This is a genomic window from Mesorhizobium sp. M0633 (assembly GCF_040320645.1).
In the GTDB taxonomy this organism is placed as follows: Bacteria; Pseudomonadota; Alphaproteobacteria; order Rhizobiales; family Rhizobiaceae; genus Mesorhizobium.
Genome location: NZ_JAMYQC010000021.1, coordinates 1 through 23017, shown reverse-complemented (window position 1 = coordinate 23017; position 23017 = coordinate 1). Strand labels below are relative to the sequence as shown.

Below are 23017 nucleotides of genomic sequence, written 5' to 3'. Positions count from 1 at the left end.
CAGGCTGATGGCAATCGACATCGCGGCTGAGACGCCGCTGCAGGACGATGTGCGTGGGCTGGTCGAGGAGCTCAACGCCACATTGCTGGAGCTGACGCCGCCGGAGCATTGCTACCATTTGACGGTCGAGCAGATGGCGGACCGCGACACGACCGTCTTCATCGCCCGGGACAACGGCCTTGCCATCGGTTGCGGCGCACTGAAGCGCCACGATGCTGTCGTAGGCGAGGTCAAGCGCATGTATACGCGACCTTCGCATCGCGGCCACAAGATCGGCGCGAAGATTGTCGAGCGTATCGAGGCGCTGGCGCGCCAAGAAGGGCTTAAGCGTCTGGTGCTGGAGACGGGCGACCGTCATCCCGCCGCCTGGACCGTCTACGAACGCGCCGGTTTTTCGCGTTGCGGGCCGGTGCTGAATTATCCCGATTCCGAGTGGTCGGTGTTTTACGAAAAGAGCCTTGCCTGATGAGCGACCTGACCCAGCTGACGATTTCGCAGGCCCGCGCCAAATTGCGCTCCAGGGAGATCACCGCCACCGAAATCACCGAGGCTTATCTATCGGCGGTCGAGCGAGCCAATCCGGCGCTCAATGCCTACGTCGTGGTCACCGACGACAAGGCGCGCGACATGGCCAAGGCCTCCGACGCGAAACTGGCCAAGGGCGAGGGCGGGTCGCTCGAGGGTATCCCGCTCGGCATCAAGGATTTGTTCGGCACCGAAGGCGTCCACACCCAGGCCTGCAGCCATGTGCTGGACGGCTTCAAGCCGCGCTACGAATCGACGGTCACCGCCAATCTGTGGGCGGATGGCGCCGTCATGCTCGGCAAGCTCAACATGGACGAGTTCGCCATGGGCTCGTCCAACGAGACCTCGTATTACGGGCCGGTCATCAACCCGTGGCGGCGTTCGCGCCTCGACACGGTGGTGATGCCGACGACACATCAGGGCGAGGGCGGCTTCGTTTCGGCGGGCGGCACCAGGACCGCGCGCACGTTGGACAATGCCCAACTGGTGCCGGGCGGTTCGTCCGGTGGCTCCGCATCAGCGGTCTCGGCCTTCCTCTGCGCCGGCGCCACCGCCACCGATACCGGCGGCTCGATCCGCCAGCCCGCCGCCTTCACTGGCACAGTCGGCATCAAGCCGACCTATGGCCGCTGCTCGCGCTGGGGGATCGTAGCCTTCGCCTCGTCGCTCGACCAGGCCGGGCCGATCGCGCGCGACGTGCGCGATGCCGCGATCCTGTTGAAGTCGATGGCTTCGGTCGACCCGAAGGACACGACGTCCGTCGACCTGCCGGTGCCGGACTACGAGGCGGCGATCGGCCGCCCGATCAGGGGCATGAAGGTCGGCATTCCCAAGGAATATCGTGTCGACGACATGCCCGCGGAGATTGAGGCGCTGTGGCAGAAAGGCATTGCCTGGCTGCGGGATGCTGGTGCCGAGATCGTCGATATCTCGCTGCCGCATACCAAATACGCGCTGCCGGCCTATTACATCGTGGCGCCGGCCGAAGCCTCGTCCAACCTCGCCCGTTACGACGGCGTCCGCTATGGCTTGCGCGTGCCCGGCAAGGACATTGTCGATATGTATGAAAAGACCCGCGCCGCCGGCTTCGGGCGGGAGGTCAAGCGCCGCATCATGATCGGCACCTATGTGCTTTCCGCCGGCTACTACGATGCCTACTATCTACAGGCGCAGAAGGTTCGAACCCTGATCAAGCGTGACTTCGAAAATGTGTTTGCAGCAGGCGTCGACGTCATCCTGACGCCGGCAACGCCTTCCGCCGCCTTCGGCATCGCCGACGAGGACATGGCCGCCGACCCGGTCAAGATGTATCTCAACGACATTTTTACGGTGACGGTGAACATGGCCGGCCTGCCCGGCATAGCGGTTCCGGCTGGGCTCGACGCCAAGGGGCTGCCGCTCGGCCTGCAGCTGATCGGCCGGCCCTTCGACGAGGAAACGCTGTTCCAGACTGCCCATGTCATCGAAAAGGCGGCCGGCACATTTCAGCCGGAAAAATGGTGGTAAGATCGTTTCTCATCTGAGGGGGGTGAGGGATGTTCTTCTATGTCTCCAAGGTTCTCGGGTTCTTCGTCGAGCCGTTGAATCTCGCGATCTTCCTGCTGCTGGCGGGGCTGGTCGCGGCGATGTTCGGGCGGCGACGGTTGGCGACCGCCGGCAGCGCTCTTGCCTTCCTCATTCTGGCGGTTTCGACATGGAGCCCGCTCGGCCCCATGATGCTCAATCGGCTGGAGGAACGCTTCCCCAGGCCGCCGCTGCCGGAAAAGGTTGACGGTATCATAGTGCTTGGCGGCAGTCTGGATGGCGCTGTCAATCTGGTGCGTGGCGGCTATGAAATGAACTCCAGCGGCGACCGGATGGTCGAGGCGGTCGTGCTGGCGCGGCGCTTTCCGACAGCGAAAGTCGTTATCTCCGGTGGCAGCATCGAAACGTTCCGCGGCGGCGAAGGCGATGCAGATACCGCGCCGCGTCTTTTTGCCGCTTTCGGCGTGGCGGCCGATCGGCTGATCCTCGAGAACAAATCCCGCAGCACCTACGAGAACGCTGTCTTTACCAGGGAACTGGTGACGCCGAAATCGGGCGAAACCTGGTTGCTGGTGACCTCGGCCTTCCATATGCCACGCGCCAAGGCGCTGTTCGACAAAGCCGGCTTTTCGACCGTTCCGTGGCCGGTCGACTATCGCACTTCCGGCAAGGAAAGCATCGGCACCTTGCCTTATCCCGGCGACTGGCTGGAGGTCACCACTGTTGCGATCCGCGAATGGATAGGGCTCACCGCCTATTGGCTGTCGGGCCGCATCGATCGGCCTTTCCCCGGACCGGGCGGCTGACCGAGCACCACCTGCCGCGCCGCCGAGAAAAACTGGCGGCGCACCAGTACCGCCAGAAGCAGCAGCGTCGATAGCACGAAGACGGTGGGATCGACGAACCAACCGAGATAGCCGATCGAGAAGAACACGCCGCGCAGGCCCGAATTGAAATGCTTTCCGGCCAGCATGTTCATGCGCGCGGCACGCCACACCGCCGTTTCGGTGACCGGATTGCGCGACGCCTCGCCATGTGGAATCGGCACGGCGCCGATCAGGATCGAGCAATAGTTGAACAGCCGGTAAGCCCAGCCGAACTTGAAGAAGGAAAAGGCCAGGATCAGCACCAGCCCGAACACTTTTGTCTGGAAGGCCGCGCGTGAGGACGTGGCGCCAAACGGCAGGTCGCTGAGCACGGTCAGAACCTGATCGGAGGCGCCGAGCAGGGCAAAACAGCCGCCGATCGCAATCAGCGAACTGGAGGCAAAGAAGGCGGTCCCCTGTTGCAGCCCGCTCATGATAGCGGTGTCGACGATGCGGATCTCGCGTTCGGCCATGGTCCGCATCCAGGCCTCGCGCTGCGCGTTCATAGCCCTCGTCAGCGACATGCGGCTGACCAGCATTCCGTCGGCGGCGAGCGTATGCAGCACCCACGCGGCAAGGAAGAACCCCAGCGCCGCAAGGTCGGCCATCGATAGATGAAAGGAATCGCTCATGCGTTGCTTTTACCACAGGCGGAGGGGACGCTTCGATGGCCGAAGCTGGAATGTCGCTGCCGGAGCAAACGAGGTCGGCAGGCGCAGCGCGGCGGTCCTTAAAACAGCGGAAAACATCATGGGAATTCCTATATGTAGATCTCAACAGGGTCCCAGGAGAAAACGCCCACGTGTTCCTTTCGGTTTTCGACTTGTTCAAGATCGGCATCGGCCCATCGAGTTCGCACACGATGGGGCCGATGACGGCCGCGCGGCGGTTTCTCGACGAGATTGCGGGAGACGACTGGCCGCGCCCGGCCGGCGCCAAGGTCGACCGGATCGCGGCCAGCCTGCATGGCTCGCTCGCCTATACCGGCATCGGCCATGGCTCCGATCGTGCCGTGGTGCTCGGCCTCGCCGGCCAGACGCCGCAGACGGTGGATCCCGACCTAGCAGACGGCATCGTCGCTCGCATCGCCGCCGAGAAGCGGATTTCGCCGCCCGGCCATCCGTCCTACCGTTTCGACCCGGCAACGGATCTTGTGCTGGATCGCAAGACGCCGCTGCCGGGTCACGCCAACGGCATGGCCTTCTCTGCCCATGATGCCGGCGACCGGTTGCTGCTGAGGCGCGTCTATTATTCGATCGGCGGCGGCTTCGTAGTGTCCGAGGAAGAACTGCAGCGGATGAAAGCAAGGGGCTCGGCGACAACCGAAGGCAAGAAGGTTCCGTATCCGTTCAAGAACGCCGTCGAAATGCTGTCCATGGCAGCGAAAAGCGGGCTTTCCATTGCCGAGATGAAGCGCGTCAACGAGGAGACGCAGATGTCGCGCGGGGAGCTCGACGCCGGCCTCGACGGCATCTGGAGCGCCATGAAGGGGTGCATCGAGCGCGGCCTGTCGCAAGACGGCATCATGCCGGGCGGACTCAAGGTGCGCCGCCGTGCCCGGATGCTGCACGACAAGCTGCAGGAGCAATGGCAGCAGAACCGGCCCAACCCGCTGCTCGCCAACGACTGGCTGTCGATCTATGCGATGGCGGTCAATGAGGAGAACGCTGCCGGCGGCCGTGTCGTCACCGCGCCAACCAATGGGGCGGCCGGCACTCTGCCCGCAGTGCTGCGCTACTGGTTGCATTTCCATCCCGAAGCCGACCAGCCCAGCATCCGCGATTTCCTGCTGACGGCGGCGGCCGTCGGCGGCATCATCAAAACCAATGCTTCGATCTCGGGGGCGGAAGTCGGCTGCCAAGGCGAGGTCGGTTCGGCTTCGGCAATGGCTGCGGCGGGATTGTGCGCCGTCATGGGCGGCACGCCCGAGCAGGTCGAGAATGCTGCCGAGATCGCGCTGGAACATCATCTCGGCATGACCTGCGATCCGGTCGGCGGCCTGGTGCAGGTGCCGTGTATCGAGCGCAACGCGCTTGGTGCCGTCAAGGCGGTGACCGCCGCTTCGCTGGCCATCAAGGGCGACGGCGTTCATTTCGTGCCGCTCGATGCCGCGATCGAGACGATGCGCCAGACCGGTCTCGACATGAACGAAAAGTACAAGGAAACCAGCCTTGGCGGATTGGCCGTCAATGTCGTGGAGTGTTGAGCGCCAATCTGGCGGCATGGACCACCACTGTGGAGAAGTCGATCAGGCCGTTGACGCGTTCGCGTGCTGGACTAAACCTTAAACGATGTCTCTCAATCTCATAAAGCTTTGCGTCGGCTGTGACAGCGTCGAGGATCTGGAAGAGTGGATTGCCTTCCGTCTCGACGAGCGGCGCCGCGCCGGCGAACCGGCCGAGCACTACCACACCACCCGCATGGTGCCGACGCGTGGCGCCGAGATTACCGGCGGCGGCTCGCTCTACTGGGTGATCAAGGGCAATGTCCAATGCCGCCAGCTGATCACCGAAATCCGGCCCTTCACCGATGACGAGGGCATCGGCCGTTGCCATCTGATCCTCGATCCCGAGGTCGTGCGCACTGACTGGCAACCGCGCCGTGCATTCCAGGGGTGGCGCTACCTGAAGCCGGCGGACGCGCCGGCCGATCTCGGCAAGGGCAAAGCCGGGCTGATCGAGATGCCGCCGAAGCTCAGGCGTGAGCTTGCCGATCTCGGCCTGCTCTGACGCCAAGAAACGCAACGCCAAGACCACCAGCCGAAGCGTTGTCCGCAGGTGCCATCATCACCGGTCCTCCAGGTCGCCTCATCTGGGCTTGCAAGCCGGGGAACAACGCCACATCTTGAATGTCATGAGCGACAAGAAGCAGCCCGTGTCTGCAAAGGCCAATCCTGCGCCGGTCGAGTCTCAATCGAGCACCGGCGAGATCGACGCGTTTCTCCGTCAGGCAAGGACGCTCGCTGCATCCGCCACCGGTTCAGGTAGGCTGATCCTGTCCCTCGACGCGACGATGAGCCGCCAGCCGACCTGGGATCTCGCCTGTGCGCTGCAGGCCGAGATGTTCGACGCCGTCGGCAAGGCCGGGGCGCTCAAGGTTCAACTTGTCTATTTTCGCGGCCTTGGCGAGTGCCGCTCGTCCGCATTCGTCACCGATACCGAAGCTCTGAAACAGCTGATGACGCGCATCGACTGCCGCAGCGGCCATACCCAGATCGGCAAGGTGCTCGCCCATGCGCTGAAACAGACGGCGGCGGCCAAGGTCAACGCGCTGGTCTATATCGGCGACGCGATGGAAGAAAACATAGATGATCTGGCCGAAAAGGCCGGCAGCCTCGGTCTGCACGGCGTTCCTGTCTTCGTCTTTCAGGAGGGCCATGATGCCGCTGCGGAAAAGGCGTTCAAGGAAATTGCGCGGCTGTCGAAAGGGGCCTGGTTCCGGTTCGATCGGCGGGCTGCCGCGACGTTGGCCGGCCTGCTTTCGTCTGTCGCCGTGTTTGCGACCGGCGGGCTGAAAGCACTGGAGGCCCGGGGCAGGCCGGAGGATCGGCTGATGATCGAGCATATGCGGGGCGGCGGAAACTGATGGGCGCGATTATCGCTTTCGTAGCATTGCTTCTGGTGTTTCTCGGCACGGTCACTGTCTTCCTGCGCGCCGATCCGGCGAAGCTTGCAGGCGGCATGAGGACGCTTGGACCTGTGCTGCTCGGGCTGGTCGGCGTCGCCGTGCTGCTGGTCGGGCGCGAGGGCATCGGCGGCTTGATCCTGTCGGCTGCGCTCGCCTGGTACGGCTCCATGCGCATGAATCGGCCGGCGGCAAAACTGGCACCAGGCAAGCGTTCCACAGTTCGTACGGCGGCGCTTGAGATGGAACTCGATCACGATACCGGCGGCCTCGAAGGCCTTGTGCTGGCTGGGCGCCATGAAGGCAAGATGCTTGGCTCGATGGGGCTTGCCGAATTGCAGCAACTCTATCGCGAACTCTCCGGCGATCCGGAGAGCCGCCAATTGCTAGAGACGTATCTTGACGGCAGATTTCCCATCTGGCGCAAAGACGCTGATGCGAATGGTGGCGAAGGGCTGGGTGTTGCGCCAGGTTCTGGCGCCATGACTAAGGAGGAGGCCTACAAGATCCTTGGTCTTGAAGCGGGGGCTGCCGCGGCGGATGTCCGCAAGGCGCACCGCCGCCTGATGCAGCGCCTGCACCCCGATATCGGTGGCACGTCTTTCCTGGCGGCGCGGATCAATGAAGCCAAGGACGTCTTGCTCTCCAATCACAACTAGTCTCCTTCGACGCAGAACTTCGGGAAAGATATCGTTTCGCGCGCCGCTTACTGCTGGACGGCGTAGCACTCGATCTTCTTCTTTTTCAAAGCGTTGCAGGCTTTCCAGGCAGCCGTCTTCGAACCGAAACCACCGAACCGGGCGCGGTAGTAGGTGACACCGTCCTTGTCGAAGGCGACGGTGAAACCGGAGGCATCGGTCAGAACGGAGGGCGCCTGCTTCGTCGCCTTGTCGAGGAAAGCCTTCGCTTCGGCCTGTTTTGGCGAAGAGGCGACCTGTATTGCCCAGCCGGATGGCACCGACGCCGTGCTGACCGGATCGACCTCTGCCGCCGGTTCGGCATAGGCTGCGGCGACCCGGGCTGTCGCCACGTCGTCCACCGTCGACACAGCCGTCGTCTTGACCCTCTTGGCCTGAACGACCGGAGCGGTCTCTTCAACGACGGGCGCATTTTCCTCGACAAGAGAGGCAACGGCATCGTCGTCCGGCTTACTGTCCGGTGTCGGCGCGTCATGCTTCGGTAGAAGCACCTTGGCCAAGGCTGAAATCGGATTGCCGCCGGCCTTGGCAACCAGCACGCCGCCGCCGCGCGACGACGCCTGCGGCATGTAGGCATTGATCAACCCGGCCATCTGGCTGTCGCGGCTGCCGCCGGACCTGCCGCCCATGACCACCGCTACGATGCGCCGATCGCCATCCGAGACCGAGGAGACCAGATTGTAACCGGAGGCGCGGGTGTAACCGGTCTTGATGCCGTCGACGCCCTTGATGCGTCCGAGCAGACGATTGTGGCCGTTGATGCGCTGCCGCCCGTAAAGAAAGGAGCGCTGCGAGAAATAGCCGTAATATTGCGGGAAATGCTCTCTCAGGGCGATGCCGAGCATCGCCATGTCGCGCGCGGTCGTGAACTGGCCGGGATCAGGCAAGCCGTTGGCGTTGCGGAAAACGGTTCCCCTCATGCCCAGCGCCCGCGCCTTGGCGGTCATCATGCGGGCGAAATTGGCTTCGTTGCCGCCGAGCATCTCGCCAAGCGCTGTTGCGGAATCGTTTGCCGATTTGGTCACCATCGACAGGATCGCGGTCTCGACCGTGACCGAGCCGCCCCGCTTGACGCCGAGCTTCGTCGGCGGTTCGGCAGCGGCATTGGCCGAGAACACGACCGGGGAATTCTTGCTGATCCTGCCCTTCGCCAACGCCTCGAACGTCAGATAGAGCGTCATCATCTTGGTAAGCGACGCCGGATAGCGCCGGCCATCGGCGTCCGACGAATAAAGCACCTTGCCGGTCTTGGCATCGATGACGATGGCCGCCGACTTGGCCGCCATGGATGAGGCCGCGTCCGCGACGACGAAGCTCATCGCCATGGCGAGGATCATGATCGTTTTGAGGGGGGACGCGGATTTGGAAACGAAGCCCGACAACGCCTTACGCACTGATAGTTCCTTTGAATTTCCGTTGCCTTGGAGGCGGCAAAGGGTCCTGCCTCACCTCCGGCCACGCTAACGCGGGCAGCGTTACCAATCCGTTTATGGTAACCGCCGCGTTCACCATTTTCTGTGGGATTGAGCTTCTCTTTATTCGAATCTTAGCGATTGCCGGCAGCTCACGATCCGCATTGCCGCGGGAATCTTGACTTTTGTGCACTGCACAATATATTTACACGCATTGCACAACGCGGCCCGGACAAGCCGCGTCTATCGTCCAAGGCAACCGTTCAAGGGAATGCGTGAAATGACCCAGACCTATGAAGATTTCAGCAAATACGGCAAGGAATTTGCGGACACCGGATTGAAGAGCTTCGCCTCGCTGTCCAAGGGTGCGCAGGCTATCGCCGCCGAGGCGGGCGAGTACACCAAGAAAAGCTTCGAAGCCGGCAGCGCCGCTGTTGAGAAGCTCTTTTCCGCCAAGTCGCTGGACAAGGCGATCGATATCCAGTCCGACTATGCCAAGCAGTCCTATGAGAGCTTCGTCACCGAAGCCACCAAGCTTGGCGATCTCTATGCCGAACTCGCCAAGGAAGCCTACAAGCCGTTCGAATCGATCGTCGCCAAGGCGAAGTAAATTCGACGAACATTCCGAGCCGGCCCCTGGGCTTGCAAAGACAGACCCGGTCGCGAACGCGCGGCCGGGTTTTTTCATGCCAGCTCGAAATCGGGGGCCTGCGGTCTTCACGATTTGAAAAATCGGTCAAGTTTGGCCACCTAGCCATATTGTCAGCTAAACAGAAGGGCTTAAAATCGTCCATCGAACACCTACATGTCGAGCATGCATGAGGATTCGAAAGAGGCAGGACTACGTGACTACAGGTTTGACTGCCACGAGCTACGTGGTGCGAATGCAGAACGGCAGCAACGGCAATGAGGCCGGTCGCGGCACGGCCGTCATCACGCGCACAAAAACCAAGACCAAGAAGCCCAGTCTGTATCGGGTCCTCATTCTTAACGACGACTACACACCCATGGAATTCGTGGTCCACGTGCTGGAGCGCTTTTTCCAGAAGGACCGCGAAGCCGCCACACGCATAATGCTTCATGTTCACAATCATGGGGTGGGCGAGTGCGGGGTCTATACATTCGAGGTGGCCGAGACCAAAGTGGCTCAGGTCATGGATTTCGCCCGACAGAATCAGCATCCGCTGCAATGCGTGATGGAGAAGAAGTGAGGTAACATGCCGGCTTTCTCCCAAGGCCTGGAAAAGGCGCTTCACCAAGCGCTGACGCTCGCCAATGAGCGGCACCATGAATATGCAACCCTTGAACATTTGCTGCTCGCCCTGATCGACGACACCGAGGCGGCGGCCGTCATGCGTGCCTGCAACGTCGATCTCGACGAGTTGAAGCATACGGTCCTCACCTATATCGACACCGAGCTCGACAACCTCGTCACCGGCTACGATGAAGATTCCAAGCCGACTGCCGGTTTCCAGCGCGTCATCCAGCGCGCGGTGATCCATGTGCAGTCGTCAGGTCGCGAGGAGGTGTCCGGCGCCAACGTGCTCGTCGCCATCTTCGCTGAGCGCGAGAGCCACGCCGCTTACTTCCTGCAGGAACAGCAGATGACCCGCTACGACGCGGTCAACTATATCTCGCATGGCATCGCCAAGCGCCCCGGCGCTTCCGAGACGCGGACGCCGCGCGGCGCCGACGACGAGCAAGGCGGCCAGAGCGGGGCCGAGCCGCAAGAGGAAGGCGGCAAGAAGAAGCAGCAGCAGGACGCGCTGACTGCCTATTGCGTCAACCTGAACAACAAGGCCAAGGCCGGCAAGATCGATCCATTGATCGGTCGCGAGAGCGAGATCAACCGGACCATCCAGGTGCTGTGCCGCCGCTCCAAGAACAACCCGCTCTATGTCGGTGATCCCGGCGTCGGCAAGACGGCAATCGCCGAAGGCCTCGCCAAGCGTATCGTCGAGGGCGACGTTCCCGAAGTGCTGCACAATGCCACCATCTTCGCGCTCGACATGGGCACGCTACTGGCCGGCACCCGCTATCGCGGCGATTTCGAGGAGCGGCTGAAGCAGGTCGTCAAGGAGCTCGAGGATTATCCCGGCGCCGTGCTGTTCATTGATGAGATCCACACCGTGATCGGGGCAGGGGCCACCTCTGGCGGCGCCATGGATGCGTCGAACCTGTTGAAGCCGGCGCTGTCGTCCGGCGCGATCCGCTGCATCGGCTCGACCACCTACAAGGAGTTCCGTCAGTTCTTCGAGAAGGACCGCGCGCTGGTGCGGCGCTTCCAGAAGATCGACGTCAACGAGCCGACCGTCGAGGACGCCATCGAGATCATGAAGGGCCTCAAGCCCTATTTCGAGGAGTTCCACAAGGTTCGCTACACGAGCGAGGCGATCAAGGCTTCGGTCGAGCTCTCGGCGCGTTACATCAACGACCGCAAGCTGCCGGACAAGGCGATCGACGTGATCGACGAGACCGGCGCCTCGCAGATGCTGGTGCCGGAAGCCAAGCGCAAGAAGACCATCGGCATCAAGGAGATCGAAGCGACGATCGCCACGATGGCGCGTATCCCGCCGAAGACGGTTTCCGCCGACGACGAGAAGGTGCTGCAAGGTCTCGACATCGAGTTGAAGCGCGTCGTCTACGGCCAGGACACCGCGATCACCGCGCTGACTTCGGCCATCAAGCTGGCGCGGGCCGGCCTGCGGGAACCGGAAAAGCCGATCGGCTCGTACCTGTTCTCGGGTCCGACCGGTGTCGGCAAGACGGAAGTGGCCAAGCAGCTCGCCGCCTCGCTCGGCGTGGAGCTGATCCGCTTCGACATGTCGGAATATATGGAACGCCACACCGTTTCACGGCTGATCGGCGCGCCTCCCGGCTATGTCGGCTTCGACCAGGGCGGCCTTCTGACCGACGGCGTCGACCAGCATCCGCATTGCGTGCTGTTGCTGGACGAAGTGGAGAAGGCGCATCCGGATCTGTTCAACATCCTGTTGCAGGTCATGGATCACGGCAAGCTGACCGACCACAACGGCAAGCAGATCGACTTCCGCAATGTCATCCTGATCATGACCACCAATGCGGGCGCGTCCGACGCGCAGCGCGCGGCCATCGGTTTCGGTTCGACCAAGCGCGAAGGCGACGATGTCGAGGCGATCAACCGGCTGTTCACGCCGGAGTTCCGCAACCGTCTCGATGCGATCATTCCGTTCGGCTCGCTGCCGGTGCCGGTCATCCATCAGGTGGTGCAGAAGTTCGTCATGCAGCTGGAAGCACAGCTTTCCGAGCGCGGCGTGACATTCGACCTGTCGCAGGAGGCGATCGCATGGCTGGCCGACAAGGGCTATGACGAGCGCATGGGCGCCCGGCCGCTTGGCCGTGTCATCCAGGAGCACATCAAGAAGCCGCTGGCCGACGAGGTGCTGTTCGGCAAGCTCAAGAAGGGCGGCACAGTACGTGTCACTGTCGAGAAGAAGGAAACCGGCGAGACCGGCCTGAAGCTCGAATCGCTCGCCGACGAGGCGCCGGTGAAGCCGAAGAAGGAAGAGCCGGACGACGCGCCGAAGGCCAAGAAGGCGGTGGCGAAAAAGCCCGCCGCGAAAAAGGCGGTGGCGCAGAAGCCGGAGCCGAAAGGCAAGGATGGTGGCAAGCGCAGCCTTGTGCCGCAACTGCCGCGTAAGAACTGACGAATCCGCAAGTCAAAAAAAGCCCCGGAAACGGGGCTTTTTTTGTGACACCTTCCGATTAAGCACCCGGCGCCCGCCGGAGCGGTTTGCGCCGGTTCAGCTTGCCAGCGCCATCCGTATCTTGCCGGCGTTCTCGGCCAGGACTTCAGGCTTTTCCATCTGTCCGCTGTGCGGTTTCAGGGGAATGCCCTCGAAGCGCGGAATGACATGGACGTGAAGGTGAAAGACAGTCTGCCCCGAAGCTGGTTCGTTGAACTGCATAACCGTGACGCCATCGGCATCGAAGGCCTTCTTTACGGCCCGCGCAATTTTCTGGACGTGAGCGAAGAGCGGGCCAAGCGCCGCCGGATCCGCGTCAAGCAGGTTGCGCGACGGCGCTTTCGGCACCACTAGCGTGTGACCCTGCCCTTGCGGCATCACATCCATGAAGACGATGACCGCGTCATCTTCGTAGACGCGGTGCGAAGGGATTTCTCCGCGCAGGATTTTGGCGAAGATGTTGCTGCTGTCATAGGTTGCTTCGGCCATGGCGCGCGCTCCGGTTCTTGGCTCGCTGTCTCGTGTAGCGAAGCTGTTCCGGGCGGGCAAGACGATCGGTCGACATCGGCCGTGCCGGCCCGCTCGGCTGAGCGATTGGGCTCGCTACCCTACTCCGCCATGTCCTTGCGGAACGGGGTGTGCTCTTCCAGATATTCGCTCATCCGCTCGACTTCGCGCCGCTCGCGCTGGAGGTAGTCGGCCACTGCATTGCGCAGACCTGGATGGGCGATGTAGTGCGCCGAATGCATCGTCACGGGCCGGTAGCCGCGCGCCAGCTTGTGCTCGCCCTGCGCACCGGCTTCAACCACCTTCAGCTTGCGCGAGATGGCGAAATCGATTGCCTGATGGTAGCAGACCTCGAAATGCAGGAATGGGTGGTCCTCGATGCAGCCCCAATTGCGGCCGTAGAGCGCGTCTGAGCCGATGAAGTTGATGGCACCTGCAATGTAGCGCCCGTTGCGTTTGGCCATGACCAGCAGGATGTCGTCGGCCATGCGCTCGCCGATCAGCGAGAAGAAATCGCGGTTGAGGTAGGGCCGGCCCCATTTCCTGCTGCCGGTATCCATGTAGAACGCGAAAAAGTCGTCCCAGGCCTTTTCGGTCAGATCCTTGCCGGTCAGCCAGTCGATCGAGATGCCGTCGGCGAGGGCCTCGCGCCGCTCTTTCTTCATTGCCTTGCGCTTGCGCGAGGCTAACGTTGCGAGAAAATCGTCGTAGCTCGAGAAGCCTTCGTTGAAGAAGTGAAACTGCTGGTCGGTGCGATGCAGGAAGCCGGCCGCCGCCAATATCTGGACGTCGTCCTCCGGCGCGAAAGTAACATGCGCGGAAGACACGCCGAGCTTATCCGTCACCGCCTTCAGACCGGCCGCAAGACCGGCCTTGACGGTGGGGCTGTCCTCGCCCCTGCCGACCAGCAGGCGAGGGCCGGTGACGGGTGTGAACGGCACCGCGCATTGCAGCTTCGGATAGTAGCGCCCGCCGGCGCGTTCGAACGCGTCCGACCAGCCATCGTCGAAGACATATTCGCCCTGGCTGTGCGACTTCAGATAGCAGGGGACCGCTCCGAGCAACTTGCCTCGCGCGGTTTCCAGCCTGAGGTGATGGCCTTGCCAGCCGGTGCGCCGAACAGCGCAGCCGGAATCTTCCAGCGCGCTCAAAAAGGCCAATGAAACAAGCGGGTTGTAGCCGTATTCTGCATCGCCGCGTGTAGTGCCGCCGAGGCTGTCCCATTCAGCGCTGGTAAAGGCGCCGATGCCCGCGGCGATGCGGATCGACAGCTCCGCATTCGCCGTTTGTCTTTCGCAGTCGTCCCCTTGATCCATGAGGCTTACTTAAGCTCGCTGCGGACCCATACAAGCCCGCTCAGGCAAGCCGTACCAGATCGGGCTCGAATCCTTCGAATGTCATCTGGTCGGCATATTTGAAGGTCAGGTCGACGGCAGGCTGGTCGTGCACGGTCCAGGTGATCACCGGCATACCGAGTCTCTCTCGCACGAAGGAGACGAACCGGTTCGGCAGGTCGCCGGCAGCGTAGGAGGTGAAGGCGATGTCATGCGCCAGCATGGCGAAATGCGCCTCGATCAGGTGGTTGTCGTTGCCGTAGGCGGTCAACCCGCCGGGTATGCCGGGTGCATATTTCGGGAACTCGCGGATCAGCCAATGGTCGAACGACATGATCGCGGTCTTGCCCTTGTAATGCTTGAGCATCTTGCCGACGCTTTCGACCAGGCCTTCGTCGTGCCCGGCAGCACCTTTCAGCTCGACAACCATCGGCACACGGCCGTCGACCAGATCAAGCGCCTGCTGCAGCGTCGGCAAATGGTCGGCGGTGCCGCCGACCTTCAGCGCCGTGATCTCTGCAGCCGTACGCTGCCAGACGAAGCCGTCCTCGCCGGTCAGCCGCCGCAGATCGCCATCGTGGATGATGACGGGGACGCCGTCGGATGATAGGTGCACATCGCATTCGATCGCGTAGCCGCGCTCGGCCGCCGCAGCGAAGGCGGAAAGGGTGTTCTCCCAGCGCGTCTTGTTCATGTCGTGGAGGCCGCGATGGGCGACGGGCCGGGCGGTCAGCCAGGAAAGATCGGTCATGGTTGCAGTCCCGGTCATTCGACTTCGAAGATCGCTTCGATTTCCACTGCGGCATTAAGCGGCAGGGAGGCGGTGCCGACGGCGGAGCGAGCGTGCTTGCCGCGATCGCCGAGCACGGCGGCGAGAAAATCCGAGGCGCCGTTGGCAACCAGATGCTGTTCGACAAAATCCGGTGCCGAGGCGACGAAGACGGTGATCTTCACCAAGCGACGGATTTTCTCGAGATCGCCAAGTGCCGCCTGAGCCTGGGCCAATATGTTGATCGCACAGTATTTTGCGGCTTCCTTGCCGGTCGCGGTGTCGACATCGCGGCCAAGCAGTCCGCTCGCCTGGAGCTTGCCGTCCTTGAGCGGCAACTGCCCGGCGGTGAACAGCAGATTGCCGGTCCGGCAATAGGGCACGTAATTGGCGGCGGGCGCGGCGGCGGCCGGCAGCGTCACGCCGAGATCGCTTAGCCGCTTTTCGATTGTTTCGCTCATGCTATTTCCCTATTGCTTGAAGGTGCCGCGCAGGCCGGGCCGAAATTGCTATTTTTGCCTCGCTTCCGCCACGACTTTTTTTAAGCTGGACCATCTTTCCATGCGGCCTGCCATTAGCCGCGATGATCGGAGCACCCCATGCGCGCAACGCGCCTCGCATTCAACGCCGTTCTCTTGACAGCGGCTTCCTGGGCGGCTCCCGCTTTTGCGGTGCCTGCGCTGCAGGCGCATCGTGCTGTTTACGACATTTCACTCGACAAGGCTTCAGACCGTTCCGGTATTACCGGCATCACCGGCCGCATGGTCTACGAGTTCAACGGCTCGCCTTGCGAGGGCTATACAGTAAAGTTCCGTTTGGTGACCCAGATCGTAACCAGCGACAACACCAGGCTGACCGACCAGCAGATGACCACCTTCGAGGATGCCGAGGGCAAGACCTTCTCCTTCGTGAACAAATCCTTTGTCGACCAGAACCTCGACAAGGAGGTCAAGGGTACCGCAACGAAGGAAGCCAACGGTCTCAAGGTCGATATCGACAAGCCCGAGAAGAACAGCCTGGAACTCGCGCCGACCCAGTTCCCGACCCAGCAAATGGTCGAAATGATCGGCAAGGCGGAAAAGGGCGAGCGTTTCTACGAAACCAACCTGTTCGACGGCTCTGAGGATGCCAACAAGGTGGTGACCACCACCGTCGTCGTCGGCAAGCAAGCCGATGCCGACAATGCCGATCCGGAAGCGCCGGCGCTGGCCAAGCTCGCCACCGACAAATACTGGCCGGTCGACATCGCCTATTTCGATGATGCCGACAAAGGCGGCGAGGAGGTGCCGGAATACCGGATCAGCTTCAAGCTGCACAAGAACGGCATCACGCGCGATCTCGTCATGGACTATGGCGAGTTCTCAATGACCGGCAAATTGGTCAATCTGTCGCTGTTCGATCAGCCAAAGACCTGCCCGTCTAAATAAGCTCGAGTGAACGGCAAGCCGCCGGCCGCTATCCGGGATGGTAGCGCTTAATCTTGCGGGGCAAGTCGCATCGACTTGAGCATGCCGCAATTGCCTATCAACGTCTTATGACAGTATGGGCCGCGGGGGAGCAGGTTGAGCAGGATCGACGTTTTTGTGGCGCCGCGGCCCAATGCGACGCTGATCAACGCTATGACATTCGTCAACCGGATTGTCATGCTGCACGGCGTTCCGGGGTTTCGCGACCTGTTGCCATTCAACCGTCTGGCCGGTTTGCGCGGCGTCGCCAATGTCCGCCACATCGATTTTCCGGAGAATGACCGGCAAAGGCTGAAGGCTTGTTGCGGCGCGGGCAAGGCGACGTTCATCACGCCCAACCATCCCGAATTCTTTACCGACTGGATGATCGACAAGGAGGTCGTCTCGCGGGTAAGCCCGCTGGCGGCATCCTGGGCCACGCACGGCGTCGTCAACGGGCTTGGCCGGCTGATGCAGAAATTCTGGTTGGCCAACAATCTGATCGCGCAAATCCCGGGCAACAGCGCGGCCGCCAAGGAACATTCGGTGGCCTGGGCGCTGAAGGGGCACGGCGTGCTCCTGCATCCCGAAGGCGGTGTCGGCTGGCATGCCAACATCATTGCCCCGCTGCTGCCGGGCGCGGTCGAAATGGGGTTCGAGGCGCTGAAGCGCGGCCGCCTGACGGATCCGGACTTCAAGGTTTGGATCGCGCCCGTGATCTGGAAGCTTGCTTTCACGGGGAATGTCGAGGCAGCGCTGGCAAAGGAATGCGCCTATGTCGAGCACAGCCTGAAGATCGAACGCCGTGCCGCCAATTCGCTGCCGGAGCGCATCCATCATATCTATGCGACCTTGCTGTCGCGCGATGAGGCTGCATATGGCCTGCGGTCCGATGAGCGGGCTTCGTACGACGCACGTCAAAAGGACCTGCTGACCGAACTCGGCCGTCGCCTTGCCGAACTTGTCTCGGTCGACGCCGGCACGCTCGACACTGCCGAGCTTTTGCGCCGGTCGCGGCGCTGGCTGGGGGAGAACATGGACGGCACCGAAATCCAGAAGCAGGTCCGAACGCTGGCAGATACAATCCAGCGCCTGCAGCGTGTCGGGCCGTGGGCTTCAGCCAATCCGCGCATCACGCAGGAGGAGATCGCCGAACATTTGAAGCGGATCCGCAACGACTATTGCAAGGGTACGCTGCGCGATACGATCAACCGTTTCGTGCCGCAGCCGGCAGGCCCACGCCGCGCCTATGTCCGGGTACCGGAGCCGCTAGGCTTGCACGCCTATCAAGGCTCCGTCGAGGAGGCACTCGCCGAACTGCACGACCGGATGCAGGAGACCGTCACCAGGACGATGACGCAACTCGAGGCCGGCGGCGGCTTCATTTTCTATGCCAATCCCTTCTATCATCGTTAGCGGCGTGTTGGTCGGCGCAAGATGAAGGAGTGCGGCAAATCTCATGGCGGTCTATGTCGATGCGGCGATCTGGAAATGGATCGGCCACCGCTGGTGCCATCTGCTGGCAGACGACACCGACGAGCTGCATCGCTTTGCCGGGCAGCTCGGCATCAAGCGCGCGTCCTACCAAGGACCGCCGAAGACATCGGCACCGCATTATGACATAACCGGGTTCGAGCGCGACCGCGCAGTGCGGTTAGGCGCCATCGAATGCAGCCGCGAGGAGATCGTCGCCGTTTTCCGGCGTGTGCGGGTGCCGAAGGGGAAGATGCGGCGATGACACCGGTGCGCTGATCGCCGCACGCTGAACCACAAGACGCCACAACGCTTGCGTTTGTCGCGCTTCCCCTCTATATGCGCGCTCATTCCACACACGGACTTTGGTGTCTGCCCGGGAGAAATCCGGCTGAAACCTCCGGTGGCGTTCGAGGACAAAGTCCAAAAATGCCTGTGTCCGTGGAGGCTAACCGGAAAGGAAATAAGAATGGCTCTGCCTGATTTCAGCATGCGCCAGCTATTGGAAGCTGGCATTCACTTCGGCCACCAGACCCACCGCTGGAACCCGAAAATGGCGCCCTATATCTACGGCGCCCGCAACAACATACACATCATCGACCTCTCGCAGACGGTGCCTTTGCTGCACCAGGCGCTGAAGCAGGTTTCCGACACTGTTGCCAAGGGCGGCCGCGTGCTGTTCGTCGGCACCAAGCGCCAGGCCTCCGACATCGTCGCCGATGCCGCGCAGCGCTCGGCCCAGTACTATGTCAACTCGCGCTGGCTCGGCGGCATGCTGACCAACTGGAAGACGATCTCGAATTCCATCCAGCGCCTGCGCAAGCTCGACGAAATGCTGGCCGGCGAGGCTCAGGGCCTGACCAAGAAGGAGCGCCTCAACCTCGACCGCGAGCGTGAGAAGCTCGACAAGGCGCTGGGCGGCATCAAGGATATGGGTTCGACGCCCGATTTGATGTTCGTGATCGACACCAACAAGGAAGCGATCGCCATTCTCGAGGCCAAGCGTCTCGGCATCCCGGTCGTTGCCATCATCGATTCCAACTGCGACCCGGACAAGATCGACTTCCCGATCCCCGGCAATGACGACGCGGCCCGCGCCATCCAGCTGTATTGCGATTTGATCGCCAAGGCAGCTATCGACGGCATCGCCCGTCAGCAGGGCGCGCTCGGTGTCGATATCGGCGCATCGGTCGAGGCTCCGGTCGAACCGGCGCTCGATCAGACCCCGGCCGCCGAGAGCCCGGCAGCCCAGACCCCGGAAGCATAGTAGCGAAGGCCGGCTGCGGCCTTCATCTTTCCAATATGTTGGCGCGGTAAGCGCTACCGGCACCAGGCGCATCATCGAAAATCGATGGTGCGTCAGTGCATTTAGACAAAGAGGCGACAATGAGCATTTCGGCTGCACAGGTCAAAGAACTCCGCGACTTGACCGGCGCGGGCATGATGGATTGCAAGGCGGCGTTGAACGAGACCAACGGCAATATGGAAGAAGCCATCGACTGGCTGCGCAAGAAGGGCATTTCCAAGGCCGACAAGAAGGCTGGCCGTACCGCTGCCGAAGGCCTGATCGGCGTAGATTCCGGCGTCCGCGAGGCAGCGATTGTCGAGGTCAATTCCGAGACGGACTTCGTTGCCCGCAATGCTGCGTTCCAGGAGATCGTCGCCAATGTCGCGAAGGTCGCGCTTGCCTATGGCGGCAAGACCGAGGCCGTTGCCGCCGCTCCCTATCCGGGCTCGGGCAAGTCGGTCGCCGAGACCATCAAGGACGCTGTCGGCACCATCGGCGAGAATCTGGGCTTCCGCCGCTCGGCCAAGCTCACCGTCGAGCACGGCGCTGTCGCAACCTACGTTCACAATGCAGTCGCCGACGGCCTTGGCAAGCTCGGCGTGCTAGTGGCCATCGAGACGACAGGCAACGCGCATGCCGCCAACGCCTTCGCCCGTCAGGTTGCCATGCATGTCGCTGCCACCAATCCGATGGCCCTGACCACCGAGGAGCTCGATCCGGCCGCAGTGGAACGCGAGAAGGCGATCTTCGCCGACCAGGCGCGCCAGTCCGGCAAGCCGGAAGCGATCATCGAGAAGATGGTCGAAGGCCGTTTGCGCAAGTTCTATGAAGAGGTCGTGCTGCTCAAGCAGGCTTTCGTGCTCAATCCCGACATTACCGTCGAGAAGGCGCTGAAGGATGCCGAAAGCGAAATCGGGGCGCCAGCCAAAATCGCTGCCTATCTGCGCTTCGCGCTCGGTGAGGGCATCGAGAAGGAAGAGACCGATTTCGCGGCGGAAGTCGCGGCAGCGGTCAAGAAGTAACTATTCGTTTGAAAGGCTTTTTCGGCCGGGTATCCGCGAGGATGCCCGGCCGATTTCTTGCGCGGTGTCGATGAAGGCGCGGAGCTTCGGGGCCATCGCGGCGCGGCGCGGGAAATAGAGGAACAGTCCCGGTTCCTCGATCGATGCCTCGCCAAGGACTTCGACCAGCCGGCCTGCCTCGATGTCGGGCTTGACAAGCGGCTCGAACAGATAGGCGAGGCCGATGCCGGCAAGCGCCATTTCCCTTGCCGACAGCGGATCGCTGACGACCACGCTGCCGCGTGTCTCGACGCTGATATCCTTGCCCTGATCGGACAGATCCCAGCGATAGAGCGCACGTGATCGCAACAGCCGATAGCCGATGCAGTTGTGCGCGGCGAGATCGGCCAACGCCCATGGCCGCCCGCGCCGGCCGACATAGGCCGGCGAGGCAACGATGATGCTGCGGAAAGGCCCTGTCAGTCGCACCGTCACCATATCCTCGGCGATCATCTCGCCCAGCCGGATGCCGGCGTCGAAACCCTCGCCGACGATATCGCTCAGACGTTCGTCGGTGACGATCTCCACCGTCACGTCAGGGTAACGTTCCGCCATCGCCGTCAGGATGGGCATCAGCGCCAGAGGCAGCGCCAAACGCGGCGCGTTGATCCTGAGCAGTCCGCTTGCCCGGCCTTTGACAGAGCGGATACGTTCGATCCGGTCGGCAATGTCTTCCAGCGCCGGCTCCGCCGCAGCGACAAGCGCGGTGCCAGCCTCGGTCAGCGAGACGCTGCGCGTGGTGCGGGCAAACAACGGCTGGCCGATTCGCTCCTCTACCAGCCGAACCGCATGGCTGACCGCTGACGGGCTCATGCCGAGCTCGGCGGCTGCCGGCGCGAAGCCGCCACGCCGCGCGACGGCAACGATTACAGGTAGGTGGCTAAGCAGATCGCGGTCCATTCATGCATGATATCGCATAGTCCATTCGGATAATGCAATCTTATCGGCGGAGAAAGGAGGGCGCATCTTTGGCTGCATCACACGGCAATCGCCGAGCAGCCAAGGAGACGTCTAATGACCGACCTCGATTCCGAACGAACCCGTAATCTCGAGACCGTGCGTAAATTCTTTGATCTGATGCACCGCAAGGACATTGAGGCATGGGGCGACCTTTGGGCTGAAGATGGCCGTATACTTGTCTTCTACCCGCCGGCAGGATTTGGAAACAGCATCGATGGTAAAGCCGCGATCCTGGCGGCCTTCCGAGGCCTCTTCGGTAATTTCGAATCCTTCGATTCGCAGCTGACAGCCATCTATCCGGCAGCGGATTCGGACGCGATCGTCGTTGAGTACAAGAACCGCGCGGTGCTGATCGGCGGCACTGAATACACCAACAGCAATATCGCGATTTTCCACTTCAAGAGCGGTCTGATCAGCACCTACCACGATTATTTCGATCCGCGCCGCTTCCAGGTGGTGGTCGATGCGCTGGCCAAGGCCTGACTGCGTATCCCAGGCAAGACCTCAATCCCGCTTTTCAAACTTCAGGAGAAATCCATGACCATGTCCTACTACACGCTCGGCAACAGCGGGCTGCGTGTCACCCGCCTGGCGCTCGGCACCATGACGTTCGGCACGGAATGGGGCTGGGGCGCGGAGAAGGAAACCGCGCGCGCCTTGGTTGATGCCTATGTCGAAGCCGGTGGCAATTTCTTCGATACCGCCGATCTCTATACCGGTGGCACGGCCGAAACCTGGCTCGGCGAATTCATCGCCGAGCGTGGGCTGCGCGACAAGGCGGTGATCAGTACCAAATTCACCTACAACGCCGAACCGGGCAACCCGAACGCCGGGGGCAACGGCCGCAAGAACATCCTGCGGGCGATAGACGGTTCGCTGAAGCGGCTCGGCACCGACTACATCGACCTCTATATCCTCCATACCTGGGACAGACTGACGCCGCCGGAGGAGGTGATGCGGACGCTGGACGATCTGGTGCGCGCCGGAAAGATCCGGCATGTCGGTCTGTCCGACGTGCCGGCCTGGTACGCAAGCCGGGCGCAGGCGGTCGCCGAGCATCGCGGCTATGAACCGGTTTCGGCGCTTCAGCTCGAATATTCGCTGGCCGAGCGCAACATCGAGCACGAGTTCGTGCCGTTCGGCACGCGCTATGGCGCCGGAATCATGGTCTGGAGTCCATTGGCCAGCGGCCTGCTCAGCGGAAAATACCGTTTCGATACAATCGTCGAGGATGGTGGCCGGCTGGAGACAATGCGTGGTTCGACCAATCCCGGTTTCCAGAAATTCACCGATCGCAACTGGCAAATCGTCGCCGAACTGGAGAGGGTTGCCGGCCAGCTCGGCCGCAGCATGGCGCAGGTCGCCCTGAACTGGACGGCAAACAGGCCAGGCATTGCGTCCGTCATCGTCGGCGCCACCAGGCTTGACCAGCTCAAGGACAATCTCGGCGCGCTTGATTTCGACATTCCCGAAGATCTTCGGGCACGGCTCGATGCGGTGAGCCGGCCGGTCACGCCCTTTCCGTATTCGTTCTTCGGCCCTGAAATACAAGGCGGCCTGACCGGTGGGCAGGCGGTTGGCGGTAAGCCGGCAAGCTATCTGCCGGATCTGCTCATGCGAGGCACTTTTGCCGGCGTGAGCTGACGGCTATCGCGGTCCACGATCTCAACTTTCCGGCTCGGGGGGGGGGGGGGGGGAGGGCGGGCCGGGGCTGAAAATGACGCCCCCATCTTTAGGGGGGGCCGCCCCACGGAGCCCCCCCGAGCGCCCGGGCCGGACGCGGGGGTGAGCCACCCCAGCACGGGG

At 62.2% G+C, this 23017-nt stretch carries 24 protein-coding genes; 17 read left to right on the top strand and 7 right to left on the bottom strand.

Annotated elements, in window-relative coordinates; genetic code table 11:
- The first annotated feature begins 7 nt into the window (after positions 1–7).
- The 3 genes from NKI47_RS21235 to NKI47_RS21225 are packed head-to-tail and all read left to right on the top strand — an operon-like array spanning position 8 to position 2855.
- Positions 8–466, top strand: a complete 459-nt coding sequence (locus NKI47_RS21235; protein WP_023674911.1) for a GNAT family N-acetyltransferase — start codon at positions 8–10, stop codon at positions 464–466.
- Positions 466–2031 (top strand): amidase, encoded by a 1566-nt coding sequence (locus NKI47_RS21230; RefSeq protein ID WP_352593462.1) that lies wholly within the window; start codon positions 466–468, stop codon positions 2029–2031. The genes NKI47_RS21235 and NKI47_RS21230 overlap by 1 nt, the downstream gene beginning before the upstream one ends.
- 29 nt (positions 2032–2060) lie before the next feature.
- Complete coding sequence (locus NKI47_RS21225; protein ID WP_352593460.1) at positions 2061–2855, top strand: YdcF family protein; 795 nt, start codon at positions 2061–2063, stop codon at positions 2853–2855.
- Here the strand turns inward: NKI47_RS21225 and NKI47_RS21220 are convergent.
- Positions 2804–3547, bottom strand: a complete 744-nt coding sequence (locus tag NKI47_RS21220) for a DUF599 domain-containing protein (protein ID WP_352593457.1) — start codon at positions 3545–3547, stop codon at positions 2804–2806. The genes NKI47_RS21225 and NKI47_RS21220 overlap by 52 nt on opposite strands.
- A 170-nt stretch (positions 3548–3717) precedes the next feature.
- Here NKI47_RS21220 and NKI47_RS21215 point away from each other — a divergent pair, with 170 nt between their 5' ends.
- From NKI47_RS21215 to NKI47_RS21200, 4 genes are all read left to right on the top strand, one after another.
- On the top strand, positions 3718–5121 hold the full coding sequence (locus NKI47_RS21215; protein WP_352448802.1) for an L-serine ammonia-lyase: 1404 nt from the start codon (positions 3718–3720) through the stop codon (positions 5119–5121).
- An 85-nt stretch (positions 5122–5206) separates the two neighbouring features.
- Entirely contained in the window at positions 5207–5644 is a 438-nt protein-coding gene (locus tag NKI47_RS21210; protein ID WP_023674916.1) for a DUF1489 family protein, read from the top strand.
- Between the two features lie 124 nt (positions 5645–5768).
- Complete coding sequence (locus NKI47_RS21205) at positions 5769–6500, top strand: vWA domain-containing protein (protein ID WP_352593453.1); 732 nt, start codon at positions 5769–5771, stop codon at positions 6498–6500.
- Positions 6500–7198 carry a DnaJ domain-containing protein gene (locus NKI47_RS21200; protein WP_352593451.1) on the top strand — a complete coding sequence of 233 codons (699 nt, stop codon included), beginning with the start codon at positions 6500–6502 and terminating at the stop codon, positions 7196–7198. Before NKI47_RS21205 ends, NKI47_RS21200 begins: the two co-directional genes overlap by 1 nt.
- A 47-nt stretch (positions 7199–7245) precedes the next feature.
- Here NKI47_RS21200 and NKI47_RS21195 read toward each other — a convergent pair whose 3' ends face one another.
- Positions 7246–8631, bottom strand: coding sequence for a D-alanyl-D-alanine carboxypeptidase (locus NKI47_RS21195; RefSeq protein ID WP_352593448.1), 1386 nt, complete (start codon positions 8629–8631; stop codon positions 7246–7248).
- 298 nt (positions 8632–8929) lie between these two features.
- On the opposite strand from NKI47_RS21195, the gene NKI47_RS21190 reads away from it, so the two are divergent.
- The 3 genes from NKI47_RS21190 to clpA all read left to right on the top strand — a co-directional run bounded on the left by NKI47_RS21190 (position 8930) and on the right by clpA (position 12335).
- Positions 8930–9259 (top strand): phasin family protein, encoded by a 330-nt coding sequence (locus tag NKI47_RS21190; protein WP_352471661.1) that lies wholly within the window; start codon positions 8930–8932, stop codon positions 9257–9259.
- A gap of 274 nt (positions 9260–9533) precedes the next feature.
- A complete protein-coding gene (gene clpS, locus NKI47_RS21185) occupies positions 9534–9860 on the top strand; it encodes an ATP-dependent Clp protease adapter ClpS (RefSeq protein WP_023674921.1) in 327 nt (108 codons plus the stop codon).
- 6 nt (positions 9861–9866) lie between these two features.
- Positions 9867–12335 carry an ATP-dependent Clp protease ATP-binding subunit ClpA gene (clpA, locus tag NKI47_RS21180; protein WP_352593445.1) on the top strand — a complete coding sequence of 823 codons (2469 nt, stop codon included), beginning with the start codon at positions 9867–9869 and terminating at the stop codon, positions 12333–12335.
- Between the two features lie 96 nt (positions 12336–12431).
- Here the strand turns inward: clpA and NKI47_RS21175 are convergent, their stop codons facing one another.
- The 4 genes from NKI47_RS21175 to NKI47_RS21160 all read right to left on the bottom strand — a co-directional run bounded on the left by NKI47_RS21175 (position 12432) and on the right by NKI47_RS21160 (position 15445).
- On the bottom strand, positions 12432–12863 hold the full coding sequence (locus NKI47_RS21175) for an HIT family protein (protein ID WP_352593442.1): 432 nt from the start codon (positions 12861–12863) through the stop codon (positions 12432–12434).
- Between the two features lie 119 nt (positions 12864–12982).
- A complete protein-coding gene (locus tag NKI47_RS21170; RefSeq protein ID WP_352593439.1) occupies positions 12983–14197 on the bottom strand; it encodes a GNAT family N-acetyltransferase in 1215 nt (404 codons plus the stop codon).
- A 40-nt stretch (positions 14198–14237) separates the two neighbouring features.
- Positions 14238–14966, bottom strand: a complete 729-nt coding sequence (locus tag NKI47_RS21165; protein WP_023674925.1) for a glycerophosphodiester phosphodiesterase — start codon at positions 14964–14966, stop codon at positions 14238–14240.
- Between the two features lie 14 nt (positions 14967–14980).
- Entirely contained in the window at positions 14981–15445 is a 465-nt protein-coding gene (locus NKI47_RS21160) for a RidA family protein (protein ID WP_352593436.1), read from the bottom strand.
- Positions 15446–15583: 138 nt separating this feature from the next.
- Between NKI47_RS21160 and NKI47_RS21155 the strand changes: the two genes are divergently transcribed.
- The 5 genes from NKI47_RS21155 to tsf all read left to right on the top strand — a co-directional run bounded on the left by NKI47_RS21155 (position 15584) and on the right by tsf (position 20212).
- A complete protein-coding gene (locus NKI47_RS21155; protein ID WP_023674927.1) occupies positions 15584–16411 on the top strand; it encodes a cell envelope integrity EipB family protein in 828 nt (275 codons plus the stop codon).
- Between the two features lie 135 nt (positions 16412–16546).
- Positions 16547–17845 (top strand): lysophospholipid acyltransferase family protein, encoded by a 1299-nt coding sequence (locus NKI47_RS21150; RefSeq protein ID WP_352593433.1) that lies wholly within the window; start codon positions 16547–16549, stop codon positions 17843–17845.
- A gap of 43 nt (positions 17846–17888) precedes the next feature.
- Positions 17889–18167, top strand: coding sequence for a DUF4031 domain-containing protein (locus NKI47_RS21145; protein ID WP_352455747.1), 279 nt, complete (start codon positions 17889–17891; stop codon positions 18165–18167).
- Positions 18168–18371: 204 nt separating this feature from the next.
- Positions 18372–19169, top strand: coding sequence for a 30S ribosomal protein S2 (gene rpsB, locus NKI47_RS21140; RefSeq protein ID WP_031211288.1), 798 nt, complete (start codon positions 18372–18374; stop codon positions 19167–19169).
- Positions 19170–19288: 119 nt separating this feature from the next.
- Positions 19289–20212 (top strand): translation elongation factor Ts, encoded by a 924-nt coding sequence (gene tsf / locus NKI47_RS21135; protein WP_352471655.1) that lies wholly within the window; start codon positions 19289–19291, stop codon positions 20210–20212.
- On the opposite strand, the gene NKI47_RS21130 is transcribed toward tsf, so the two are convergent.
- Positions 20213–21151, bottom strand: a complete 939-nt coding sequence (locus NKI47_RS21130) for a LysR family transcriptional regulator (protein WP_023674931.1) — start codon at positions 21149–21151, stop codon at positions 20213–20215.
- Between the two features lie 114 nt (positions 21152–21265).
- Here NKI47_RS21130 and NKI47_RS21125 point away from each other — a divergent pair, with 114 nt between their 5' ends.
- A complete protein-coding gene (locus NKI47_RS21125; protein ID WP_023674932.1) occupies positions 21266–21694 on the top strand; it encodes a nuclear transport factor 2 family protein in 429 nt (142 codons plus the stop codon).
- Between the two features lie 54 nt (positions 21695–21748).
- The gene (locus NKI47_RS21120) at positions 21749–22855 is read left to right on the top strand and encodes an aldo/keto reductase (RefSeq protein WP_352568697.1); all 1107 of its coding nucleotides are present in this window, start codon (positions 21749–21751) and stop codon (positions 22853–22855) included.
- Positions 22856–23017 lie beyond the last annotated feature (162 nt).